This window comes from Haloferax sp. S2CR25, from assembly GCF_031624535.1.
In the GTDB taxonomy this organism is placed as follows: Archaea; Halobacteriota; Halobacteria; order Halobacteriales; family Haloferacaceae; genus Haloferax; species Haloferax massiliensis.
Map to the genome: position 1 here is coordinate 370,832 of NZ_JAMQOO010000004.1, position 17,166 is coordinate 387,997.

Genomic DNA, 17,166 nt, shown 5'->3' on the forward strand with positions numbered 1-17,166 from the left:
GTACATACGGCCAAGAGTGAATTTTAACCGACCTGTCACCAACTTCGGAGTACGATGAACGCTGTCGCGGCGACTGAGTACGTCGAACGCCAAGCGATGGCCCTGTCCGCGGAGGAGTTCGAGCTACTTTGCGAGTCGGTGCTCACGGAGTCGCTTCCCCCGGCGCAGTTCTCGGTAACCGCGTTCCGGCAGGACGGTGGCATCGATATCGACGGTCGCGTCAGTAACCCGCTTCTGGACGTTTCGCTCGGCGTTCAAGCGAAGCGGTACGACCCGAGCAATACGGTCGGTTCGCCCGCGATACAGCGATTTCAGGGCGCGCTGGCCGACACGGGATGCGACACCGGGACGGTTATCACGACGAGTTCGTTCACCACACCGGCCGCCGAAAGCGCCGAACGGGCGGGAATCCACCTGGTGGACGGCCCCTCGCTGTTCGAGTCGATGGTTGACCTTCGCGTCGGCGTCCGCCGGCAGAGTGCTCAGTTCGAGCCCGACGATGGGTTTTGGAGCCTGTTTGGAGAGCCCGATGAGGTGGGTGCGATACCATCTAAGCGAATCCCACTCGCCAATTCGTTCGAAACGCTGGATACCGTTCTCTCGGCTATCGGCGACACCCGCGGAACGAAAGACGACATCGTCGCGTACGCGAACGTCTCGGCCCGTCACGCGGACCTGTACGCGATTGCGGGCTGGATTCTCGGGTTCGTTCATCAAGAGTGGCCCGACGAGGGCACCCACAGACAGCGCCGCTGGTCGCTCACCCGAAGCGGCGCTCGGTACGTCGCCTATCGAACCGCGGACCTCGAAGACGAGGCCGAATCCTCTCTTCTCGGCGGGATTCGAAACGCGGAGATAATCGAGCGAATCTGCGATTCGCTCGCGGAATTGGGATCGTTCGGACACAGCGATCTCGTTGATTTCATCGCGTCCGAGTCGGAGCTATCTCGGAGTAGCGCGAAACGCCGGGGGAGTTCTGTCGGCGTTTGGCTCGCCCGGCTCCCCGAAGTCTCGGTCGAAAACGGCCGGAAAAAACGCTACGTTTGGTCGGAGAACTAGTCCGCCGCAGTCTGCCACTTCCGAACCGTATCCGCACCCACGCCGTCGACTTTCGCCGCGATGTCGTCGGGCTCAGACGCCTTCAGCGTCTTCACGTCCTCGATGCCGGCGTCTTTCAGCTTCTCGGCGGTCTTCGCGCCGATGCCGCTGATGCTCTCTAACTCGGAGCCGCCCTCGCCGTTCTGCTGGGCCTGGTACTCGCGGTAGTTGCAGATGGGACAGCCGAGTTCCCACGGTTCGCGGTCGCCCTCGTAGGTGATCCGGAGTTCCGGGAGGTCGTGTTCCTCGCAGGACTCGTCTGTCACCTCGATGTCGCCGCGGCGGGGGAGCGGCAGCGAGTAGTCGCAGTCCGGGTAGCGGGTACAGCCGACGAGCCGGGACCCGGAGCGGAGGCGCTTGATAGCTAGCTCTCCGCCTTCTTCGTCGCCGCACTCCGGACACGTCCCGATGACGAGGTCGTCTTCCTCGTCGGCCTCCTCGGCCTTACAGAGCGGACAGCCGTGGACGAACGTCTTGCGCCCGGCGAGCATCTTGATGTGGTGGAGGTCGTGTTCCTCGCAGGACTCCTCCATGATGAGCGGCTTGCCCGTGGAGGGGAGCGGGAGCGTGTGAGTGCAGTCGGGGTAGGAGTCACAGCCGATGAAGTACGAGCCGCGGCGGCTCTTTCTGACGACGAGGTCGCCGCCACAGTCGGGGCAGGTGCCGACGGTCTTGTCCGCCTTCAGCGAGTCCTGCAGTTGTTTCCCGAGTTCCTCGCGGGACTCCATCAGTCCCTCGAACACCTCTCCGAGCATCTCTTTGGACTCCTCGGTCACGTCTTCGAGGGTGGCCTCGCCGCGGGCGATAGCCAGCATGTCGGATTCGAGCTGCGAGGTCATCTCCTCGCTGACGATGAGCTTCGCGAAGTCCTCGGAGGCCTCCACGACGGCCCGGGCGAGACGGGTCGGCCGCGGCGGGTCGCTCTCGATGTAGCCGCGGTCGTAGAGCTTCTGAATCACGTCGTGGCGGGTCGCCTTCGTCCCGATGCCCATCTGTTCCATCGTCTCGATGAGCCGCGACTGGCCGTAGCGCCGCGGGGGCTGGGTCTGCTTGGCGTCGAGGTGCGTGTCGGACAGCACGAGCGACTCGCCTTCCTCGACGTCCGGCACGAACGACTCGGTGGAGTTGAAGTACGGGTAGACGTCGTGGTAGCCCGCTTCGAGCAGGCGCTTGCCGTTGGCCTTCAGCGACAGGCCCTCGACCTCTGCGACGACGCGGAGGTGCTCCCAGACGGCGTCCTCGGCGACGGTGGCGAAGAAGCGCCGGACGACGAGTTCGTACACGTCCCACTCGTCGTCCGAGAGGTCGGACGCCGAGGGGAGTTCGCCGGTCGGGTGAATCGGCGGGTGGTCGGTCGTCTCGTTGTCGCCTTCGGTCGGCTCGATTTCCTCCTGTTCGAGGAGGGACTCGGCGTCCTCCTTGAACCGGCGGTCGCCCTCGAACGCGCCGAGCAGTTCGCGCGGGTCGAGGTCGTCGGGGTACACCGTGTTGTCGGTCCGCGGGTAGGTGATGTAGCCGGCCGTGTAGAGGTCTTCGGCGATGCTCATCGCCCGCTGGGCGGAGTAGCCGATAGAGCCGGCGGCGCGGATGAACTGCGTGGTGTTGAACGGCGCGGGCGGCGTGTCGGTCCGCGTGCGGCGGTTGACCGACGCGACTTCCGCGGCCTCGACGCCGAGGAGCGTCTGGTAGGCTTCCTCCGCGTCCTCCTCGTTCCAGATGCGCTCGGCTTCGGTGCCGTCGTCGTCGAGGTAGAAGTACTGCGCCTCGAAGGACTCCGCGTCGCCGTCGGCGTCCTTCGTCAGCTTGGAGAACAGCTCCCAGTAGTCCTCGGGGTCGAACGCATCGATCTCGCGCTCGCGGTCGACGATGAGCTTCAGCGTCGGCCCCTGCACGCGACCGACCGAGATGAAGTCGTTGCCGAGCTGGCGGGCCGAAAGCGAGAGGAAGCGCGTGAGCGCCGCGCCCCAGACGAGGTCGATAATCTGTCGGGCCTCGCCCGCGGCGGCGAGGTCGAAGTCGAGGTCGTCGGGATTCTCGAAGGCTTCCGTCACCTCGCGGTTCGTAATCGAGGAAAACCGCACGCGGTCGACGGGCACGTCCTCGTTGACGTCGCGGACGAGTTCGTACGCCTCCTTGCCGATGAGTTCGCCCTCGCGGTCGTAGTCGGTCGCGATGGTGACCTTCCCCGCGCGGCGGGCGAGCCGGCGGAGCGCGGCGACGATGTTCTCCTGCGTGGGGTGTTTCTCGACGGGCGCGCCGATGAGTTCGACCGGCTCCACGTCGCGCCAGTCGTTGTACTCCGGCGGGAAGTCCACGCCGACGACGTGGCCCGACAGCCCGATGCAGCGCTTGCCGCCCCACTTGTAGACGTTCACGCCGTTCATTCGCTCCGCCTCGGCGGTCTCGCCGCTCAGGATGTCGGCGATGCGCCTCGCGGCGTTGTCCTTCTCCGTGATGATGAGTTCCGGACCCCTGCTCATTGAGCGGCGATATGACGTGGGGTGTCCTAAACCTTTCGTGCCGAATTCGTGCAGTAGCGGCCTCAACTCGCGCGGATACGGGCGGGCGGGTGAGCGCCCTCGCGCGCGAAGGTGTGTGTCTGCCGACGCGTCAGCGACACGCCGCGTCTCCCGTCGGATTTCGCCGATTCGCTCCGCCGACTCGACGCTGGGAGCGACGACGATACCCGAGACGACTGCGACACCAGAACCGATAACAGCCGCCCGCCGAACCTGACAGCGGAACGACTTTCTTCGATGGTTCGGAAGGGAGCGCCATGCGACAGCCCTCCACCGAACATCTCCGACTCGGCCTCGCGGTCCTCCTGATTTTCACGCCGCTTTGGGGGCCGGCGCTCGGACTCACCGGACCGACGTACACCTACGAGTCCGCCGAAATCGGGGTCGAGGACAACCGAATCGTCGTGCCCGACCGCGACGCTCGCTCCGGCCTGTGGTACGGCATCGACGGCTTCGCCTGCTCGCTCGGGTCGTCGGTGACGCGCTACTGCGCGCTGGAGGCAGCGACCCTGAACGGGACGCTCACGGTGGACCACCCCGACGTGAAATTCGGCTCCGGGCACCTCGACGCCGACGAACTGTATCTCGTCTACTACGACGGCCGGGTCTTCGAGCGCGAATCGACGTGGGAGGACGGCCGGTACGTCCTCTCGACGGCGCGCGTCTCGGCCGCGGCGGCGCTGGACCATCTCGCTCGCCCCCCAGACCAATATCCGACCGCGTGGGCGGCTATCGAAGACGGGTCGGCGACGGCGGACCACGAACTCTGGTCAACGGGAGCGGGCGCGAGAGTGTTCGAACTCGACGGTGACTACTTCCTCGTCTACCGGACCGCCGTGGACCGCCCGCTCCCGTCGTCACCGGCGGCGGAGGAGGCCCTGACGTGGTTCGCAGTCGTCCTCGGGTCGGCGATGCTGTTCGGCCGCGATAGTGACGATAACTGGTCGTAACCGCGCACATCGACCCTGAAAGGAAACGACCGCTCGTCGCGGAGAATCGCCCCCGAGTGGGACGGCCGGTTACTCGTCCAGTCGCTCGCGGAGCAACTGGTTCACGGTCCCGGGGTCGGCGCTCCCCTGTGACTTCTGCATGACCTGTCCGACGAGGAAGTTCAGCGCGCCGCCCTCGCCGTCGTGGTAGTCGGAGACGGCGTCGGGGTTCTCGTCGATGGCCTCCTGCACGAAGCCGCCGATTTCGTCGTCGTCGGCCTTGCCGAGCCCCTCTTCTTCGACGATGGTGTCGGGGTCTTTGCCCTCGTCGAGCATCTCGCGGAGGACGATTTCCTCGGCGTTCTTCGTCGTCACCTCGTCGGCGGCGACGAGCTCGACGAGCCGCGTGAACTCGTCGAGGCGGTCCGACACGTCCGTGATCTGCATGTCGCGGTAGTTGAGTTCGCCGAGCAGGTTGTCGGCGACCCACGTCGCGGCGAGGTCGGCGTCGAACTCGGCGGCCACGTCCTCGAAGAAGTCCGCGACCTCCTTGGTCGAGGTGAGCTTCGAGGCGGACTCCTCGTCGATGCCGTACTCGGTGTGGAAGCGCTCGCGGCGGGCGTCGGGGAGTTCCGGAATCGGAATCTCCTCTTTCCAGTGGGCGACCTGCAGCGGCGGGAGGTCGGCCTCGCGGAAGTAGCGGTAGTCCTTTTCTTCTTCCTTCGAGCGCATCGAGACGGTGATGCCGCGGGACTCGTCCCAGTGGCGCGTCTCCTGTTCGACGGCGCGGCCGCGCTGGATAGCGTTCTTCTGGCGGGTGACCTCGTAGGCCAGCGCCTTCTCTGCGCCCTTGTGGCTGGAGATGTTCTTGACCTCGGTGCGGTTGGCCGCTTCGAGCGCCTCGCCGGAAATCGTGCCGTCGCCGTCGACCTCGTCGGCGGGGACGAGCGAGATGTTGGCGTCGATGCGGAGCGAGCCGTCGCGGGTGGCGTCGAACACGCCGAGGTATTCGAGCACCTCTTCGAGCTTGGCGAGGAACGCGCGGGTCTCCTGCGGGCTTCGGAAGTCGGGTTCGGTGACGATTTCGACCAGCGGCGTGCCGGCGCGGTTGTAGTTGACGAGCGTGTAGTCCGCCGTGTCGATGCTGCCGCCTTTGTGCTGGAGGCTCCCGGGGTCCTCTTCGAGGTGGGCGCGCGTGATGCCGATGTCGCGGCGGGTGCCCTCGACGGACACCTCCAGCGTCCCGTCGGCGCAGATGGGCGCGTCGTACTGGGTGATCTGGAAGTTCTTGGGCAGGTCGGGGTAGTAGTAGTTCTTCCGATGGAAGCGAGTGTCCTCGGCGATGTCGGCGTTCAGCGCCTTGCCGATTTTGACCGCCGACTCCACCGCCGCCTCGTTGAGCACCGGGAGCGCGCCCGGTAGCCCGAGACAGACGGGGCACACGCGGGTGTTCGGCTCCTCGTCCTCGGCAGGCTCGGTCGAACAGCTACAGAAAATCTTCGTGGCCGTTTCGAGTTGAACGTGGACCTCCAACCCGATGACGACCGCGAGTTCGCGCTGTTCGAGCGCTTGCGCAGTCATTGGCCGCGCTTCGACGGCGGTGGGCTAAAGACTAACGGGACCGGTCGGCGAGACGCTCGCCGCGGGTGGCGACCCCGACGCGCCCGGTCGTACATGGTTGACAATAACTAACGAGGATTTATATACTGGTGTTTCATTTCTACGGTTCACACGAAACCGTTCACATATGACAAACGATACCACTTCAGACAGATGGGCACCGATTCGGACCGCCGGCCGGCTCTCGGCGCATCTCCGGACGCATCTGACGGTGCTTCTCATCGTCGTCGTCGCGGAACTCATCGGCACGATAACGTTCCCGCTCGGGCCGGGTCAGGTCGTGCTCCTGCCGCTCCTGTACGCCGTCGTCCTCGGCCTCGGCGTCAGTTACAGCGTCCTCGGGTCGGTCATCGAACCGCTCCGGTCGGTCGTCGACGAGGACGTGAGCCGCATCGCCTCGCCGCTTCTCGTCATCGCGCTGATGCCGCTCGGCGTCAAGTACGGGACGCTCGTCGCGCCGTCGTTTTACGACCTCGTGGCGGCCGGGCCGGCGTTCGTCTTACAGGAGTTCGGTAACCTCGGCACGATTCTCATCGCGCTCCCGCTCGCCCTGCTTTTGGGTCTCAAGCGCGAGTCCATCGGGGCCGCGGTCAGCATCGCCCGCGAGCCGACCCTCGGCGTCATCACCGACAAGTACGGCATCGAGTCGCCCGAGGGCCGCGGCGTCCTCGGCACCTACATGACCGGGACGGTCCTCGGAACCGTCTTCTTCGGCCTGCTCGGCGGCTTCGCGCCCGCGACGGGGCTTCATCCCCTCGCGCTGTCGATGGCGTGCGGCATGGGTTCGGCGAGCATGATGACCGCCTGTTCCACGTCGCTGGCGGCCGCCGCCGGCGGCGCGGGCGTCGCCGAAGAACAGATTCTGAGCTTCGCCGCGACGAGCAACCTCCTGACCGGCATCACGGGGCTCTACATGGTCATCCTCGTCGGCCTCCCGGTCATCACGCGCCTGTACGCGGTCCTCGCGCCCGTGCTCGGACGGGGCACCGCCGCGACCGACGGAGGTGAGTGAGATGTCGATGTCAACGCCGGAGTTCTCCGTCGAGTCGCTGAAGATGCTGCTCGTGGTGGCGTTCCTGACGCTGACGGCCAACTTCATCGCCACCGGCACCGGCTTCGTCGCCGCGCTCCCCGGCATGGCGCTCATCGTCGTCATCGGCCTCGCCGCCCTGCTCATGGGGCGGCTGATTCCGCTCGACCTGCCGGCGTTCGCCTACGCGATGGTGCTCGCCTTCGCGCTCGCACTGCCGTTTTCGCCGGTGCAAGCGCCGTTTCTCGCCGCCGTCGGCGAGGTGGACTTCCTCGCGACGACGACGCCGATTCTCGCCTACGCGGGCCTCTCTATCGGCCTCCAGACCGGGAAGATGAAGGAGGTCAGCTGGAAGCTCGTCCTCGTGGCGGTGTTCGTCTTCTTCGGGACGTTCTTCGGCTCGGCGCTCATCTCGCAGGCCGTGCTCTCCGCACAGGGGATTATCTGATGGCGGACCCCACGGACACGGCCGCCCGCCGACCGCGCCGGGGTGAGACGCGGTGACTGACGACCGCACCGCGGCCCTCAAAGCCCGCGTCTGCGACGCCATCGACGCCCGCGCCGACGAGATTATCGCCTTCGCGAAAGACGTACAGGCCGAGCCGGAACTCGGCTACAAGGAGGTCAAGACCACGGAGAAGGTCGTCTCGCTCTTCGAGGACCTCGACCTCGACGTGGAGACGGAGCTGGCGATCACCGGCGCGCGAGCCCGAGCCGGCTCCGGCGACTTCGTCGCCGCCGTCCTCGGCGAACTCGACGCGCTCGTCAACCCGGACCACCCGATGGCGGACCCCGAGACCGGCGCGGTCCACGCCTGCGGCCACAACGCCCAGCTCGCGCACCTCGTGGGGACCGCCTTCGGCCTCGTCGGCAGCGGCGTCGTCTCTGACCTCGACGGCGCGGTCGAGTTCGTCGCCGTTCCGGCCGAGGAGTACCTCGACCTCGACTACCGACGCGGCCTGCTCGAAGCCGGCGACATCGAGTTCTTCGGCGGCAAGCAGGAGCTCATCCGCCGGGGCTACGTCGACGACTGGGACGCCGCCGCGATGATGCACGCCGGCAGCGACACGCCCGAGCGGACGATTACGAGCAACTTCTCGACCAACGGCTTCGTCGGCAAGTTCGTCACCTACCGCGGGACCGAGGCGCACGCCGGCGCGGCCCCCGAAGAGGGCGTCAACGCGCTCAACGCCGCGATGCTCGGGATGAACGCGGTCCACGCCCAGCGCGAGCGGTTCCGCGACGAGGACCACGTCCGCGTCCACCCCATCATCACCCGCGGCGGCGACGGCGTCAACGTCGTCCCCGCCGAGGTGACGATGGAGTCGTACGTCCGCGCGGCCTCGGTCGAAGCGGTCGCGGACGCCAACGAGTCGGTCAACCGGGCGCTCGCCGCCGGCGCGATGGGCGTCGGCGGCGACGTGGAAATCGAGGACTACCCCGGCTACATGCCGCTTCGGACCGACGAGACGATAGTCGCGTTCTACGACGAGAACGCCCGCGACATCGTCGGCCCCGACGCGGTCACGGCGGGGACGCCGCACCTCTCGGGGTCGACCGACATGGGCGACATCACGCAGCTCGTCCCCGGTATCCACCCGTGGACCGGCGGCTTCGAGGGCGCGGTCCACGCCCGCGACTTCCGCGTCGTCGACGAGGAGATGGCCTACGTCATCCCCGCGAAACTCACCGCCTGCACGCTGGTCGACCTGCTCACCAGCCCCGAGGCGATGGCGGCGGTCCGCGAGGCGAAAGCCGAGAAACGCGGCCGCGAGGAGTACCTCGACGCGGTCCGCTCGCTTCGGACGACGACGACCGAGTCGTACCGCGACTGAGCGGTCGGCGACGGGGATTCAGACGCGGAACTCCCCTCACACGTATCACATTTTCGGTGATTGTCTGACGCACATTTATGTCTCACGCGCGGGGCTATGTTACCCATGAGTAACCGGGTGGAGGAACTCGAATCCAAAGTCGCAGAACTGCAGGCCGCCGTGAACGGGCTCACCGAGGAGCTCGTCGAGACCAAAGAGCGGCTTCGACAGCTCGAAGACGCCAACGACGTGGAGGTCCCCTCGCGGGCCGCGACCCGTCGCGGCGACTGGGAGACCGAAGACGAGGCCGCAGCGGACGCCGCCGCGGAGTCCGCCGACGCCGACGAGGTGGCGTCGGCCGACGGCGATGAGACTAAACCGGACGAGGCCGACGAGACTGACGAAGGCGACGGCGAGACCCCCGACGACGACATCATCGTCGCGTAATCGGGCGCGCCGTCCGAGCGAGCGTGCCCCGTGTTCATGCGGCGCGCTCCACCTGCGGGCGTCGCCCGCGCGAACACCAACCCATGCACATCAAAGAGCTCGTCCTTGACGGTTTCAAGAGCTTCGGGCGGCCGACTCGCATCCCGTTCTACGAGGATTTCACGGTCGTTACGGGCCCGAACGGTTCCGGCAAATCGAACATCATCGACGGCGTCCTCTTCGCGCTCGGCCTCGCCCGCACCCGCGGGATTCGCGCCGAGAAGCTGACGGACCTCATCTACAACCCCGGTCACGCCGACGGCAGCGACGAGGCCCCCGCACAGCCCAAGGAGGCCAGCGTCACGGTCGTCCTCGACAACTCCGAGGGGACGCTCGACCGCTCGCAGGTCGTCAACGCCGCCGGGACCGACAAAATCGGCGACGTCGGCGAGATAACAATCAAGCGCCGCGTCAAGGAGACGCCGGACAACTACTACTCGTACTACTACCTCAACGAGCGCTCGGTCAACCTCTCGGACATCAAGGACCTGCTCGCGCAGGCGGGCATCACCCCCGAGGGCTACAACGTCGTCATGCAGGGCGACGTGACCGAGATAATCAACATGACGCCCTACCAGCGGCGGGGCATCATCGACGAAATCGCGGGCGTCGCCGAGTTCGACGAGAAGAAAGACGCCGCCTTCGAGGAGTTGGAGGCGGTCGAAGAGCGCGTCGACGAGGCGGACCTCCGCATCGAGGAAAAGGAGACGCGACTCGACCAACTCGCCGACGAGCGCGAGACGGCGCTCACCTACAAGGGACTCCGCGAGGAGAAAGAAGAGTACGAGGGCTACCTGAAGGCCGCGGAACTCGAAGACAAGCGCGACGACCTCTCGCGGACCGAATCGCGCATCGAGACCACCGAGGCCGACCTCGAAGACCTACAGGCCGAACTCGACGAGCGACAGGGCAAGGTCACCCGTCTCGAAGAAGACCTCGAAGACCTCACCCGCGAGATAGAGCGCAAGGGCGAGGACGAACAGCTCCGCATCAAGTCGGAGATGGAGGAGATAAAGGGCGACATCTCCCGGCTGGAGACCGCCATCGAGGCCGCCGAGGAAAAGCGCGACGACGCCGAGGCCGAGCGCCGGAAGGCGTTCATCGACATCGACCGCAAGCAAGAGCAGATAGACGACCTCGAAGACGACATCCGCGAGGTCAAAGTCGAGAAGGCGTCGGTCAAAAGCGACATCCAGTCCAAGCGGGTCGAGCTCTCCGAGGTGCAGGCCGAAATCGACTCCGTCGACACCGAGTTCGACGAGCTGAAGTCCGAACTCGCGGAGCGAAAGGAGACGCTCGACGACCTCAAAGACGAGAAGAACGACCGCCAGCGCGCCAAGGACCGCCTGCTGGACGACGCGCGCCGCCGCTCGAACCAGATTTCGGAGACGCGGGACGAGCTCGAACGCGCCCGCGAGTGTATCCCCGAACTGAAGGCGACCGTCTCGGACCTGCACAGCGAACTCGACACCGCGGAAAAGAACAAGGCGAAGATAGACGGCGTCATCGAGGACCTGCAGGCCGAGAAGGCCGACCTGAACGACGAGCTCTCGGAGGTCACGGACGAACTCCAGACCAAGCAGTCCGAGTACGCCCGCCTCGAAGCCCGCGCCGGGAAGGACGGCGACAACTCGTGGCCCCGGGCCGTCACGACCATCCTCAACGCCGGCATCTCCGGCGTCCACGGCGCGGTCGGCCAACTCGCCTCCGTCGACGGCGAGTACGCGAAAGCCTGTGAGACGGCCGCCGGCGGCCGCCTCGCCAACGTCGTCGTCGACGACGACGGCGTGGGGTCGTCATGTATCGACCACCTGAAGTCCCGCAACGCGGGCCGCGCGACGTTCTTGCCCATCACGAAGATGGACAACCGGAGCCTCCCGCGCAAGCCCAACAACCCCGGCGTCGTGGACTTCGCGCGCAACCTCGTCGACTACGACAGCCAGTACGAGTCGATTTTCTCGTACGTCCTCGGGTCGACGCTCGTCGTCGAGGACATGGAGACCGCCCGCGACCTGATGGGCGACTACCGCATGGTCACCCTCGACGGCGACCTCGTGGAGCGCTCCGGCGCGATGACCGGCGGCTCCGGCGGCGGCTCTCGCTACTCGTTTTCGAAGTCCGGCGAGGGCAAACTCGAACGCCTCGCGAAGGAGATTACGAAGCTCGAAGACCGCCGCCGCTCGCTCAACGAGGAGATTCGGGACATCGACGACGACCTCGACGACGCCCGCGGGCGGGCCTCCGACGCCGCCGACCGCGTCCGGACCATCGAGCGCGAAATCGAGGACGCGGAGGAGGACATCGAGGACGCCGAAGCCGAAATCGACCGGCTTGACGACCGCCTCGACGAACTCCAGTCCGAACGCGAGTCGGTGGACGAACAGATGTCCGACCTCGACGACGAAATCGCCGACCTCGACGACGAAATCGAGACGGTCGAGGCCGCCATCGAGGACATCGAGACCGAGCTCGCGGACTCCGAGATTCCGAAGCTCACCGCCCGCGCCGACGAGATTCGCGCGGACATCGACGACCTCGAAGACCGGATGTCGACGCTCGACGGCCGGCTCAACGAGATTCAGCTCGAAAAGCAGTACGCGGAAGACGCGGTCGACGACCTCCACGACACGGTTGAGGCCGCCCAGAACCGCAAGGCCGAGGCTCGGGAGTCCATCTCCGAGGCGGAGTCGAAAATCGAGGAGCGCGAGGACGACCTCGAAGCCAAGCGCGAGGCGGTCGCCGAACTCGAAGAGGAACTGGTCGACCTCAAAGACGACCGCAAGGAGCTACAGGCGGACCTCCGTGAGGCCCGGAGCGCCCGCGACGAGAAGAAAGACCGCGTGAACGCGGTCGAATCCAAGCTCGAAAGCATGCGCTCGGCCGCCGAGCGCCTCGAATGGGAAATCGACGAGCTCGAATCGCAGGTCGGCGACTACGACCCCGACGAGATTCCCGACCACGACACCGTCGAGTCGGAAATCGAGCGGCTCACCGAGGAGATGGAGGAACTCGAACCGGTCAACATGCTCGCCATCGACGAGTACGACGACGTGAAAGCCGACCTCGAAGACCTCCAGGAGCGCCGCGACGTGCTGGTCGAAGAGCGCGACGCCATCGCCGACCGCATCGACCAGTACGAGTCCCAGAAGAAGGCGACGTTCATGGAGTCGTTCGACGCCATCGCGGAGAACTTCACCGACATCTTCGAGCGCCTGTCGAACGGGACGGGCCACCTCCAGTTGGAGAACCCCGACGACCCCTTCGAGGAGGGCCTGACGATGAAGGCCCAGCCGGGCGACAAGCCCATCCAGCGCCTCGACGCCATGTCCGGCGGCGAGAAGTCGCTGACGGCGCTCGCGTTCATCTTCGCCATCCAGCGGCACAACCCCGCGCCGTTCTACGCGCTCGACGAGGTGGACGCCTTCCTCGACGCCGCGAACGCCGAGCGCGTCGGCCAGATGGTCGACGACCTCGCGGGCGACGCGCAGTTCGTCGTCGTCTCGCACCGCTCCGCGCTCCTCGAACGCGCCGAGCGCGCCATCGGCGTGACGATGCAGGGCGACAACGTCAGCGCCGTCACGGGCATCCAGTTCGGCGACGGCGAGGCCGGCGGCGACGGAACCGACGCGGACGGACCGGGCGGCGACGACTCCGACGGCGACCGCCCCGACGACGACGCGGACGGTGGTGACGGCGGCGAGGCCGACGCGGACGTGGAAGCGGAGGTTCCGGCGGATGACTGACGACATCCCCGAACTGAACCTCTCTCGCGGCCGCGACGGCGACGAACGCGAGGCCGACGACGACGAAGTCTTCTCGTTCGCCCGCGACGACGCCGCGTCCGGCTCCGAGGCGGACGCCGCCCCCGCCGAACCCGACGCGATGGACGAGGTACTCCCGGGGGACGTGTCCGAGTCGGACGACGACGAGGTCGAACCGGTCGAACTCCTCGTCCAACTCGCCAAGGAGGGGACCATCGACCCGTGGGACATCGACATCGTGGAGGTCACGGACGCCTTTCTGAACCGCCTCGACGCGATGGACCTCCGGACGACCGGGCGGGCGCTGTTCTACGCGAGCGTCCTCCTGCGCATGAAATCCGACGAACTCCTCGCGCCGGACGAACCCGACGAGGAGGAACTCGAACCGTGGGAACTCGCCTTACAGGGCGGCGGCGACGAGGGCCACCCCGGCGACGACGACGGCGGGTCGCCCGGTTTCGACCCCATCGACGCGCTGGAAGACGAGATGGACCGCCGGCTCGAACGCAAGAACGCCCGCGGGTCGCCGGAGACGCTGGACGAACTCGTCCGCGAACTCCGGGAGGTCGAACGCGGGTCGTGGTGGAAGCGTCGCCGCGAGTACGACACCTCCGAGTCGCCGCGCGGCTTCTCCCGCGGGACGCAGACGCTCGACTACCACACGCCCGGCGAGATGCGCGGCGCGGGCGAACCCACGGAGGACGACGTGACGGGGACCGCCCACAACGAGGACATCGAGGCGGTCGTCGAAGCCGTCGGCGACGTGCTCGCCACCCACTACGAGAAGGGCCGCGACGAGGTGCTGTTCGCCGAGATACGCGACGTGGCCGACACCGTGATGACGACCTACCTCGCGCTCCTGTTTCTGTCCCACCGGAGCACGGTCTACCTCAAGCAGGACGACCTGTTCGGCGACCTCTGGATTCGGAACCCCGAGGTGTTCGACGCCGACCCCGGCGCGGGGTCTGAACCCGAGACGGCCGCCGACGGCTCCGAAGATGCTGATGGCGGCGCCGCCGACCCCGAACTCGAAGCCGAGGCCATCGCGGACGACTAGCTATTTCTCTCCGCGGATTGTCACTCTCGGACGTGCCCCATCCGACCCTGCTCTCCAGCACGCTCCGGCGATTGACGGTCGCGGTTTCGCTCGTCACGTCGGTGACGTTCGCAGTGATTTCGTCGGCTATCCTGTTCCCTCAGTCGGTCATCTGGCCGTTGGCGGTGCTGTGTTTCTTCCCCATTTTCTGGCTGCACTGCTACATCCCCGGCTACGTCTCGTACAGTCCGACCGCGTTCGGCCGCGTCCGCGAGGTGGTCACGTCGCCGCGGTCGGTCCGCGAGTGCGTCGTCTGCGGCGAGACCGACGACCGGGGCGTCGTCCGGGAGTTCTGCACGCAGTTCGTCGTCGCGGGTATCCCGCTCGCAACGACCGACCGCGGCGAAAACGAGTACTGCACGCGCTGTCACGCGGTCGAGTTCTCGCCGGCCGACGAGGCGGCGCGCGGCGAGCGCGAGGTTGCGGAGACGGAGAGCGATTCGACAGAATCCGCGGAACTGAACGACTGAACTGAGGCCGGTTCAGTCGACGTACCGGTCGATGAGCGGCGCGAGCTTTGCTTTCGTCTCGGCGGGGATGGCGTCGTCGGGGGTGTTGATGGTCCCTTCGAGCGCGGCGTGGCTGTCGGTCTCGTGGCCGTCGGGAATCTTGCGGATGGCGGCCTCGACGGTCTCCTTGATGGCCTCCTCGTTGGCCGCGGCGTTCTTCAGCACCTCGTCGAGCGTGACTTCGCTGTCTTCCTTCCAGACGTCGTAGTCGGTGACGCCGGTGATGGTCGCGTAGGCCATCTCGGCTTCGCGGGCGAGCTTGGCCTCGGGGATGGTCGTCATGCCGATGACGTCCCAGCCCTGCGCGCGGTAGTGCTCGCTTTCGGCCTTCGTGGAGTACGACGGGCCCTCGATGCAGACGTAGGTGCCACCCTCTTGGACCTGCGCGTCGGTCGCTTCCGCGGCGGCCTCGGCGAGGATGGAGACGAGTTCCTCGTCGTACGGCATCGCGAAGGGCTGGTGGACGACGATGCCCTCGTCGAAGAACGTCAGCGGGCGGTGTTTCGTGCGGTCGTAAATCTGGTCGGGGACGACGAGCGTCTGGGGCGGCAGGTCCTCTTTGAGGCTCCCGACGGCGTTGCTGGCGAGGACGTGGGTGACGCCGAGCTTCTTGAGCGCGAAGATGTTCGCGCGGTAGGGGAGCGTCGTCGGCGAGTGCTGGTGGTCCGGGCCGTGTCGCGGGAGGAAGACGACCTCGCGGCCGGTGTCGCCGAACTCGCCGACGACGGGCGTCGTCGAGGGCTCGCCGAACGGCGTCTCGACGGGTTCCTCGCGGGTGTTCTCCAGCGGGAGCGCCTCGTAGATACCGCTGCCACCGATGAATCCGATTTTCATACTCGGAGGTAGGGCAGGGCGCACAAAATCGTGGCGAATCGGGGGCTACACCACGACGCCGTGGTTCAACAGGTAGATGAGCACCGAGAGCGCGGGCACGCTGAGGAGCGTCGTCGCGAAGACGGCCGCGGAGACGAACTCGGCGAGCGAGGTGGCAGAGCCGGTCCCCGAGGCGTCGCCGAACTCCGCGACGAGGATGAGCGGCGTGACCGCGGCGGGCATCGCGGATTCGAGGACGAACGTCCGCGCGACCGTCGGGTCGCCGAAGCCGGCGACGAGCGCGACGCCGACCGCGACCGCGGGCGCGACGACTATCTTGAGCGCGGCGACGAGCCCGACCTCCGAGAGCGTCGAGCCGAGGTCGGCCCCCGCGAGTTGGATGCCGAGGATGAGGAGCATCATCGGAATCGACGAGTCGCCGACGAGCCGCAGCGTCTCCATCGCGGGAACGCCCGTCGGCGGGACGACGCCGAGCCACCGAGCGGCGAGCGCGGCGACGACGGCGTAGACGAGCGGGATGCGGACGATGCGTTCGAGGCCGACGCGCCACCCCGGCGCGCCGCCGTCGCGGTCGGCTCCCCGGCCGGCGATGTACACGCCCAGCGTGTAGATGAGGACGCTCTGGACGGCGAGGTAGACGACGGCCGTCGAGCGGCCGGTGTCGCCGAAGGCGAACGAACTGACGGGGATGCCGTAGTTCCCCGAGTTCGGAAAGGCGGCGACGAGGACGAGCGCGCCGAGGAGGGGTTCGGAGACGCCGGCGAGTCGGGCGACGCCGCCCGCGACGAGGAGCATGGCGACGTGGTAGGCGACGACGCCGGCGGTGATGGTCGCCAGCGTCTCGCCGGCGAGTTCGGTCGTCGCGAGGCTGTAGAACACGAGCACCGGCGCGAGGACGTACACCGTCACCGTGTTGAGCGGTTCTGGGTCCACGTCGCGGACGCGCCCGAGGAGAAAGCCGACCGCGCCGATGGCGAGAATCGGCAAGAGCGCACTGACGAAGATAGAAAACAGCGACATGCGCGTGCTGACGAGCGGCACCCAAAGGAACGTTTCGCTTCGGGCGAGACCGGGCGGTGGGCGACTGTGAGAGGTCGGAGGGACGTCGAAGCAGACGGTCGAAGCGGTCGGATACGTGGCCCCGTTGGTATTCTCGTCTGGTGATAGTTTGTCGAGACTGTGCTGAATCCCCGGTGTGAGTCTTGTGTCCAGTGTCCGTGCGAACAGTCTGTTACCGGCGTGTACTGTCTCTCCGTCTTACTCTGGCCGAAACGAGTCGTCGGGGTCGAACCGGCTAAACGTCCGAAATAGCTGACCGTACGAAATCTCATCTATTTAGTATATACGCTCTTCTGTAGGAGATTGTTGATAGAGTTCAGCTGTCGCTCTGGAATCGAAGAGGGCAAGGACACCGCGCTAGCGGTGTCCGACACGAATGATTCCGCTCGATGTGTTTGGCTCGGAATCGCT

The 17,166-nt window shown here is 66.7% G+C and carries 13 protein-coding genes; 9 read left to right on the top strand and 4 right to left on the bottom strand.

Features of this window, described 5'->3' with window-relative positions; all coding sequences use genetic code 11:
- Nucleotides 1-54 precede the first annotated feature (54 nt).
- Complete coding sequence (locus NDI65_RS12870) at nucleotides 55-1,059, top strand: restriction endonuclease (protein WP_089779113.1); 1,005 nt, start codon at nucleotides 55-57, stop codon at nucleotides 1,057-1,059.
- Here the strand turns inward: NDI65_RS12870 and NDI65_RS12875 are convergent.
- Nucleotides 1,056-3,578, bottom strand: a complete 2,523-nt coding sequence (locus tag NDI65_RS12875; RefSeq protein ID WP_089779111.1) for a DNA topoisomerase I — start codon at nucleotides 3,576-3,578, stop codon at nucleotides 1,056-1,058. The genes NDI65_RS12870 and NDI65_RS12875 overlap by 4 nt on opposite strands.
- 296 nt (nucleotides 3,579-3,874) lie before the next feature.
- Here NDI65_RS12875 and NDI65_RS12880 point away from each other — a divergent pair, with 296 nt between their 5' ends.
- Entirely contained in the window at nucleotides 3,875-4,567 is a 693-nt protein-coding gene (locus NDI65_RS12880) for a hypothetical protein (RefSeq protein ID WP_089779108.1), read from the top strand.
- A 69-nt stretch (nucleotides 4,568-4,636) separates the two neighbouring features.
- Here the strand turns inward: NDI65_RS12880 and gatB are convergent, their stop codons facing one another.
- Nucleotides 4,637-6,127, bottom strand: a complete 1,491-nt coding sequence (gene gatB / locus NDI65_RS12885) for an Asp-tRNA(Asn)/Glu-tRNA(Gln) amidotransferase subunit GatB (protein WP_089779106.1) — start codon at nucleotides 6,125-6,127, stop codon at nucleotides 4,637-4,639.
- Nucleotides 6,128-6,293: 166 nt separating this feature from the next.
- Here gatB and NDI65_RS12890 point away from each other — a divergent pair, with 166 nt between their 5' ends.
- From NDI65_RS12890 to NDI65_RS12920, 7 genes are all read left to right on the top strand, one after another.
- Entirely contained in the window at nucleotides 6,294-7,178 is an 885-nt protein-coding gene (locus NDI65_RS12890; protein ID WP_089779104.1) for a DUF3100 domain-containing protein, read from the top strand.
- Nucleotide 7,179: 1 nt separating this feature from the next.
- Complete coding sequence (locus tag NDI65_RS12895; protein WP_089779102.1) at nucleotides 7,180-7,644, top strand: hypothetical protein; 465 nt, start codon at nucleotides 7,180-7,182, stop codon at nucleotides 7,642-7,644.
- 52 nt (nucleotides 7,645-7,696) lie between these two features.
- Nucleotides 7,697-9,031 carry an amidohydrolase gene (locus NDI65_RS12900; RefSeq protein WP_089779100.1) on the top strand — a complete coding sequence of 445 codons (1,335 nt, stop codon included), beginning with the start codon at nucleotides 7,697-7,699 and terminating at the stop codon, nucleotides 9,029-9,031.
- 105 nt (nucleotides 9,032-9,136) lie between these two features.
- Complete coding sequence (locus NDI65_RS12905; RefSeq protein WP_089779098.1) at nucleotides 9,137-9,457, top strand: chromosome segregation protein SMC; 321 nt, start codon at nucleotides 9,137-9,139, stop codon at nucleotides 9,455-9,457.
- Between the two features lie 83 nt (nucleotides 9,458-9,540).
- The gene (gene smc, locus NDI65_RS12910) at nucleotides 9,541-13,239 is read left to right on the top strand and encodes a chromosome segregation protein SMC (RefSeq protein ID WP_089779096.1); all 3,699 of its coding nucleotides are present in this window, start codon (nucleotides 9,541-9,543) and stop codon (nucleotides 13,237-13,239) included.
- Nucleotides 13,232-14,314 carry a ScpA family protein gene (locus NDI65_RS12915; RefSeq protein WP_089779094.1) on the top strand — a complete coding sequence of 361 codons (1,083 nt, stop codon included), beginning with the start codon at nucleotides 13,232-13,234 and terminating at the stop codon, nucleotides 14,312-14,314. The genes smc and NDI65_RS12915 overlap by 8 nt, the downstream gene beginning before the upstream one ends.
- Nucleotides 14,315-14,346: 32 nt before the next feature.
- Nucleotides 14,347-14,823, top strand: a complete 477-nt coding sequence (locus NDI65_RS12920) for a hypothetical protein (protein WP_089779092.1) — start codon at nucleotides 14,347-14,349, stop codon at nucleotides 14,821-14,823.
- Between the two features lie 12 nt (nucleotides 14,824-14,835).
- On the opposite strand, the gene mtnP is transcribed toward NDI65_RS12920, so the two are convergent.
- Together mtnP and NDI65_RS12930 are read right to left on the bottom strand one after the other, a co-directional pair.
- Complete coding sequence (mtnP, locus tag NDI65_RS12925; RefSeq protein ID WP_089779090.1) at nucleotides 14,836-15,696, bottom strand: S-methyl-5'-thioadenosine phosphorylase; 861 nt, start codon at nucleotides 15,694-15,696, stop codon at nucleotides 14,836-14,838.
- A gap of 45 nt (nucleotides 15,697-15,741) precedes the next feature.
- Entirely contained in the window at nucleotides 15,742-16,716 is a 975-nt protein-coding gene (locus tag NDI65_RS12930) for an AEC family transporter (protein ID WP_193310938.1), read from the bottom strand.
- Nucleotides 16,717-17,166 lie beyond the last annotated feature (450 nt).

Bases quoted from the DNA above. Each gene is read 5' to 3' on its own strand.
- NDI65_RS12870 (WP_089779113.1), top strand. From the start codon at position 55: ATGAACGCTGTCGCGGCGACTGAGTACGTCGAACGCCAAGCGATGGCC.
- NDI65_RS12875 (WP_089779111.1), bottom strand. From the start codon at position 3,578: ATGAGCAGGGGTCCGGAACTCATCATCACGGAGAAGGACAACGCCGCG.
- NDI65_RS12880 (WP_089779108.1), top strand. From the start codon at position 3,875: ATGCGACAGCCCTCCACCGAACATCTCCGACTCGGCCTCGCGGTCCTC.
- gatB (WP_089779106.1), bottom strand. From the start codon at position 6,127: ATGACTGCGCAAGCGCTCGAACAGCGCGAACTCGCGGTCGTCATCGGG.
- NDI65_RS12890 (WP_089779104.1), top strand. From the start codon at position 6,294: ATGACAAACGATACCACTTCAGACAGATGGGCACCGATTCGGACCGCC.
- NDI65_RS12895 (WP_089779102.1), top strand. From the start codon at position 7,180: ATGTCGATGTCAACGCCGGAGTTCTCCGTCGAGTCGCTGAAGATGCTG.
- NDI65_RS12905 (WP_089779098.1), top strand. From the start codon at position 9,137: ATGAGTAACCGGGTGGAGGAACTCGAATCCAAAGTCGCAGAACTGCAG.
- smc (WP_089779096.1), top strand. From the start codon at position 9,541: ATGCACATCAAAGAGCTCGTCCTTGACGGTTTCAAGAGCTTCGGGCGG.
- NDI65_RS12915 (WP_089779094.1), top strand. From the start codon at position 13,232: ATGACTGACGACATCCCCGAACTGAACCTCTCTCGCGGCCGCGACGGC.
- mtnP (WP_089779090.1), bottom strand. From the start codon at position 15,696: ATGAAAATCGGATTCATCGGTGGCAGCGGTATCTACGAGGCGCTCCCG.
- NDI65_RS12930 (WP_193310938.1), bottom strand. From the start codon at position 16,716: ATGTCGCTGTTTTCTATCTTCGTCAGTGCGCTCTTGCCGATTCTCGCC.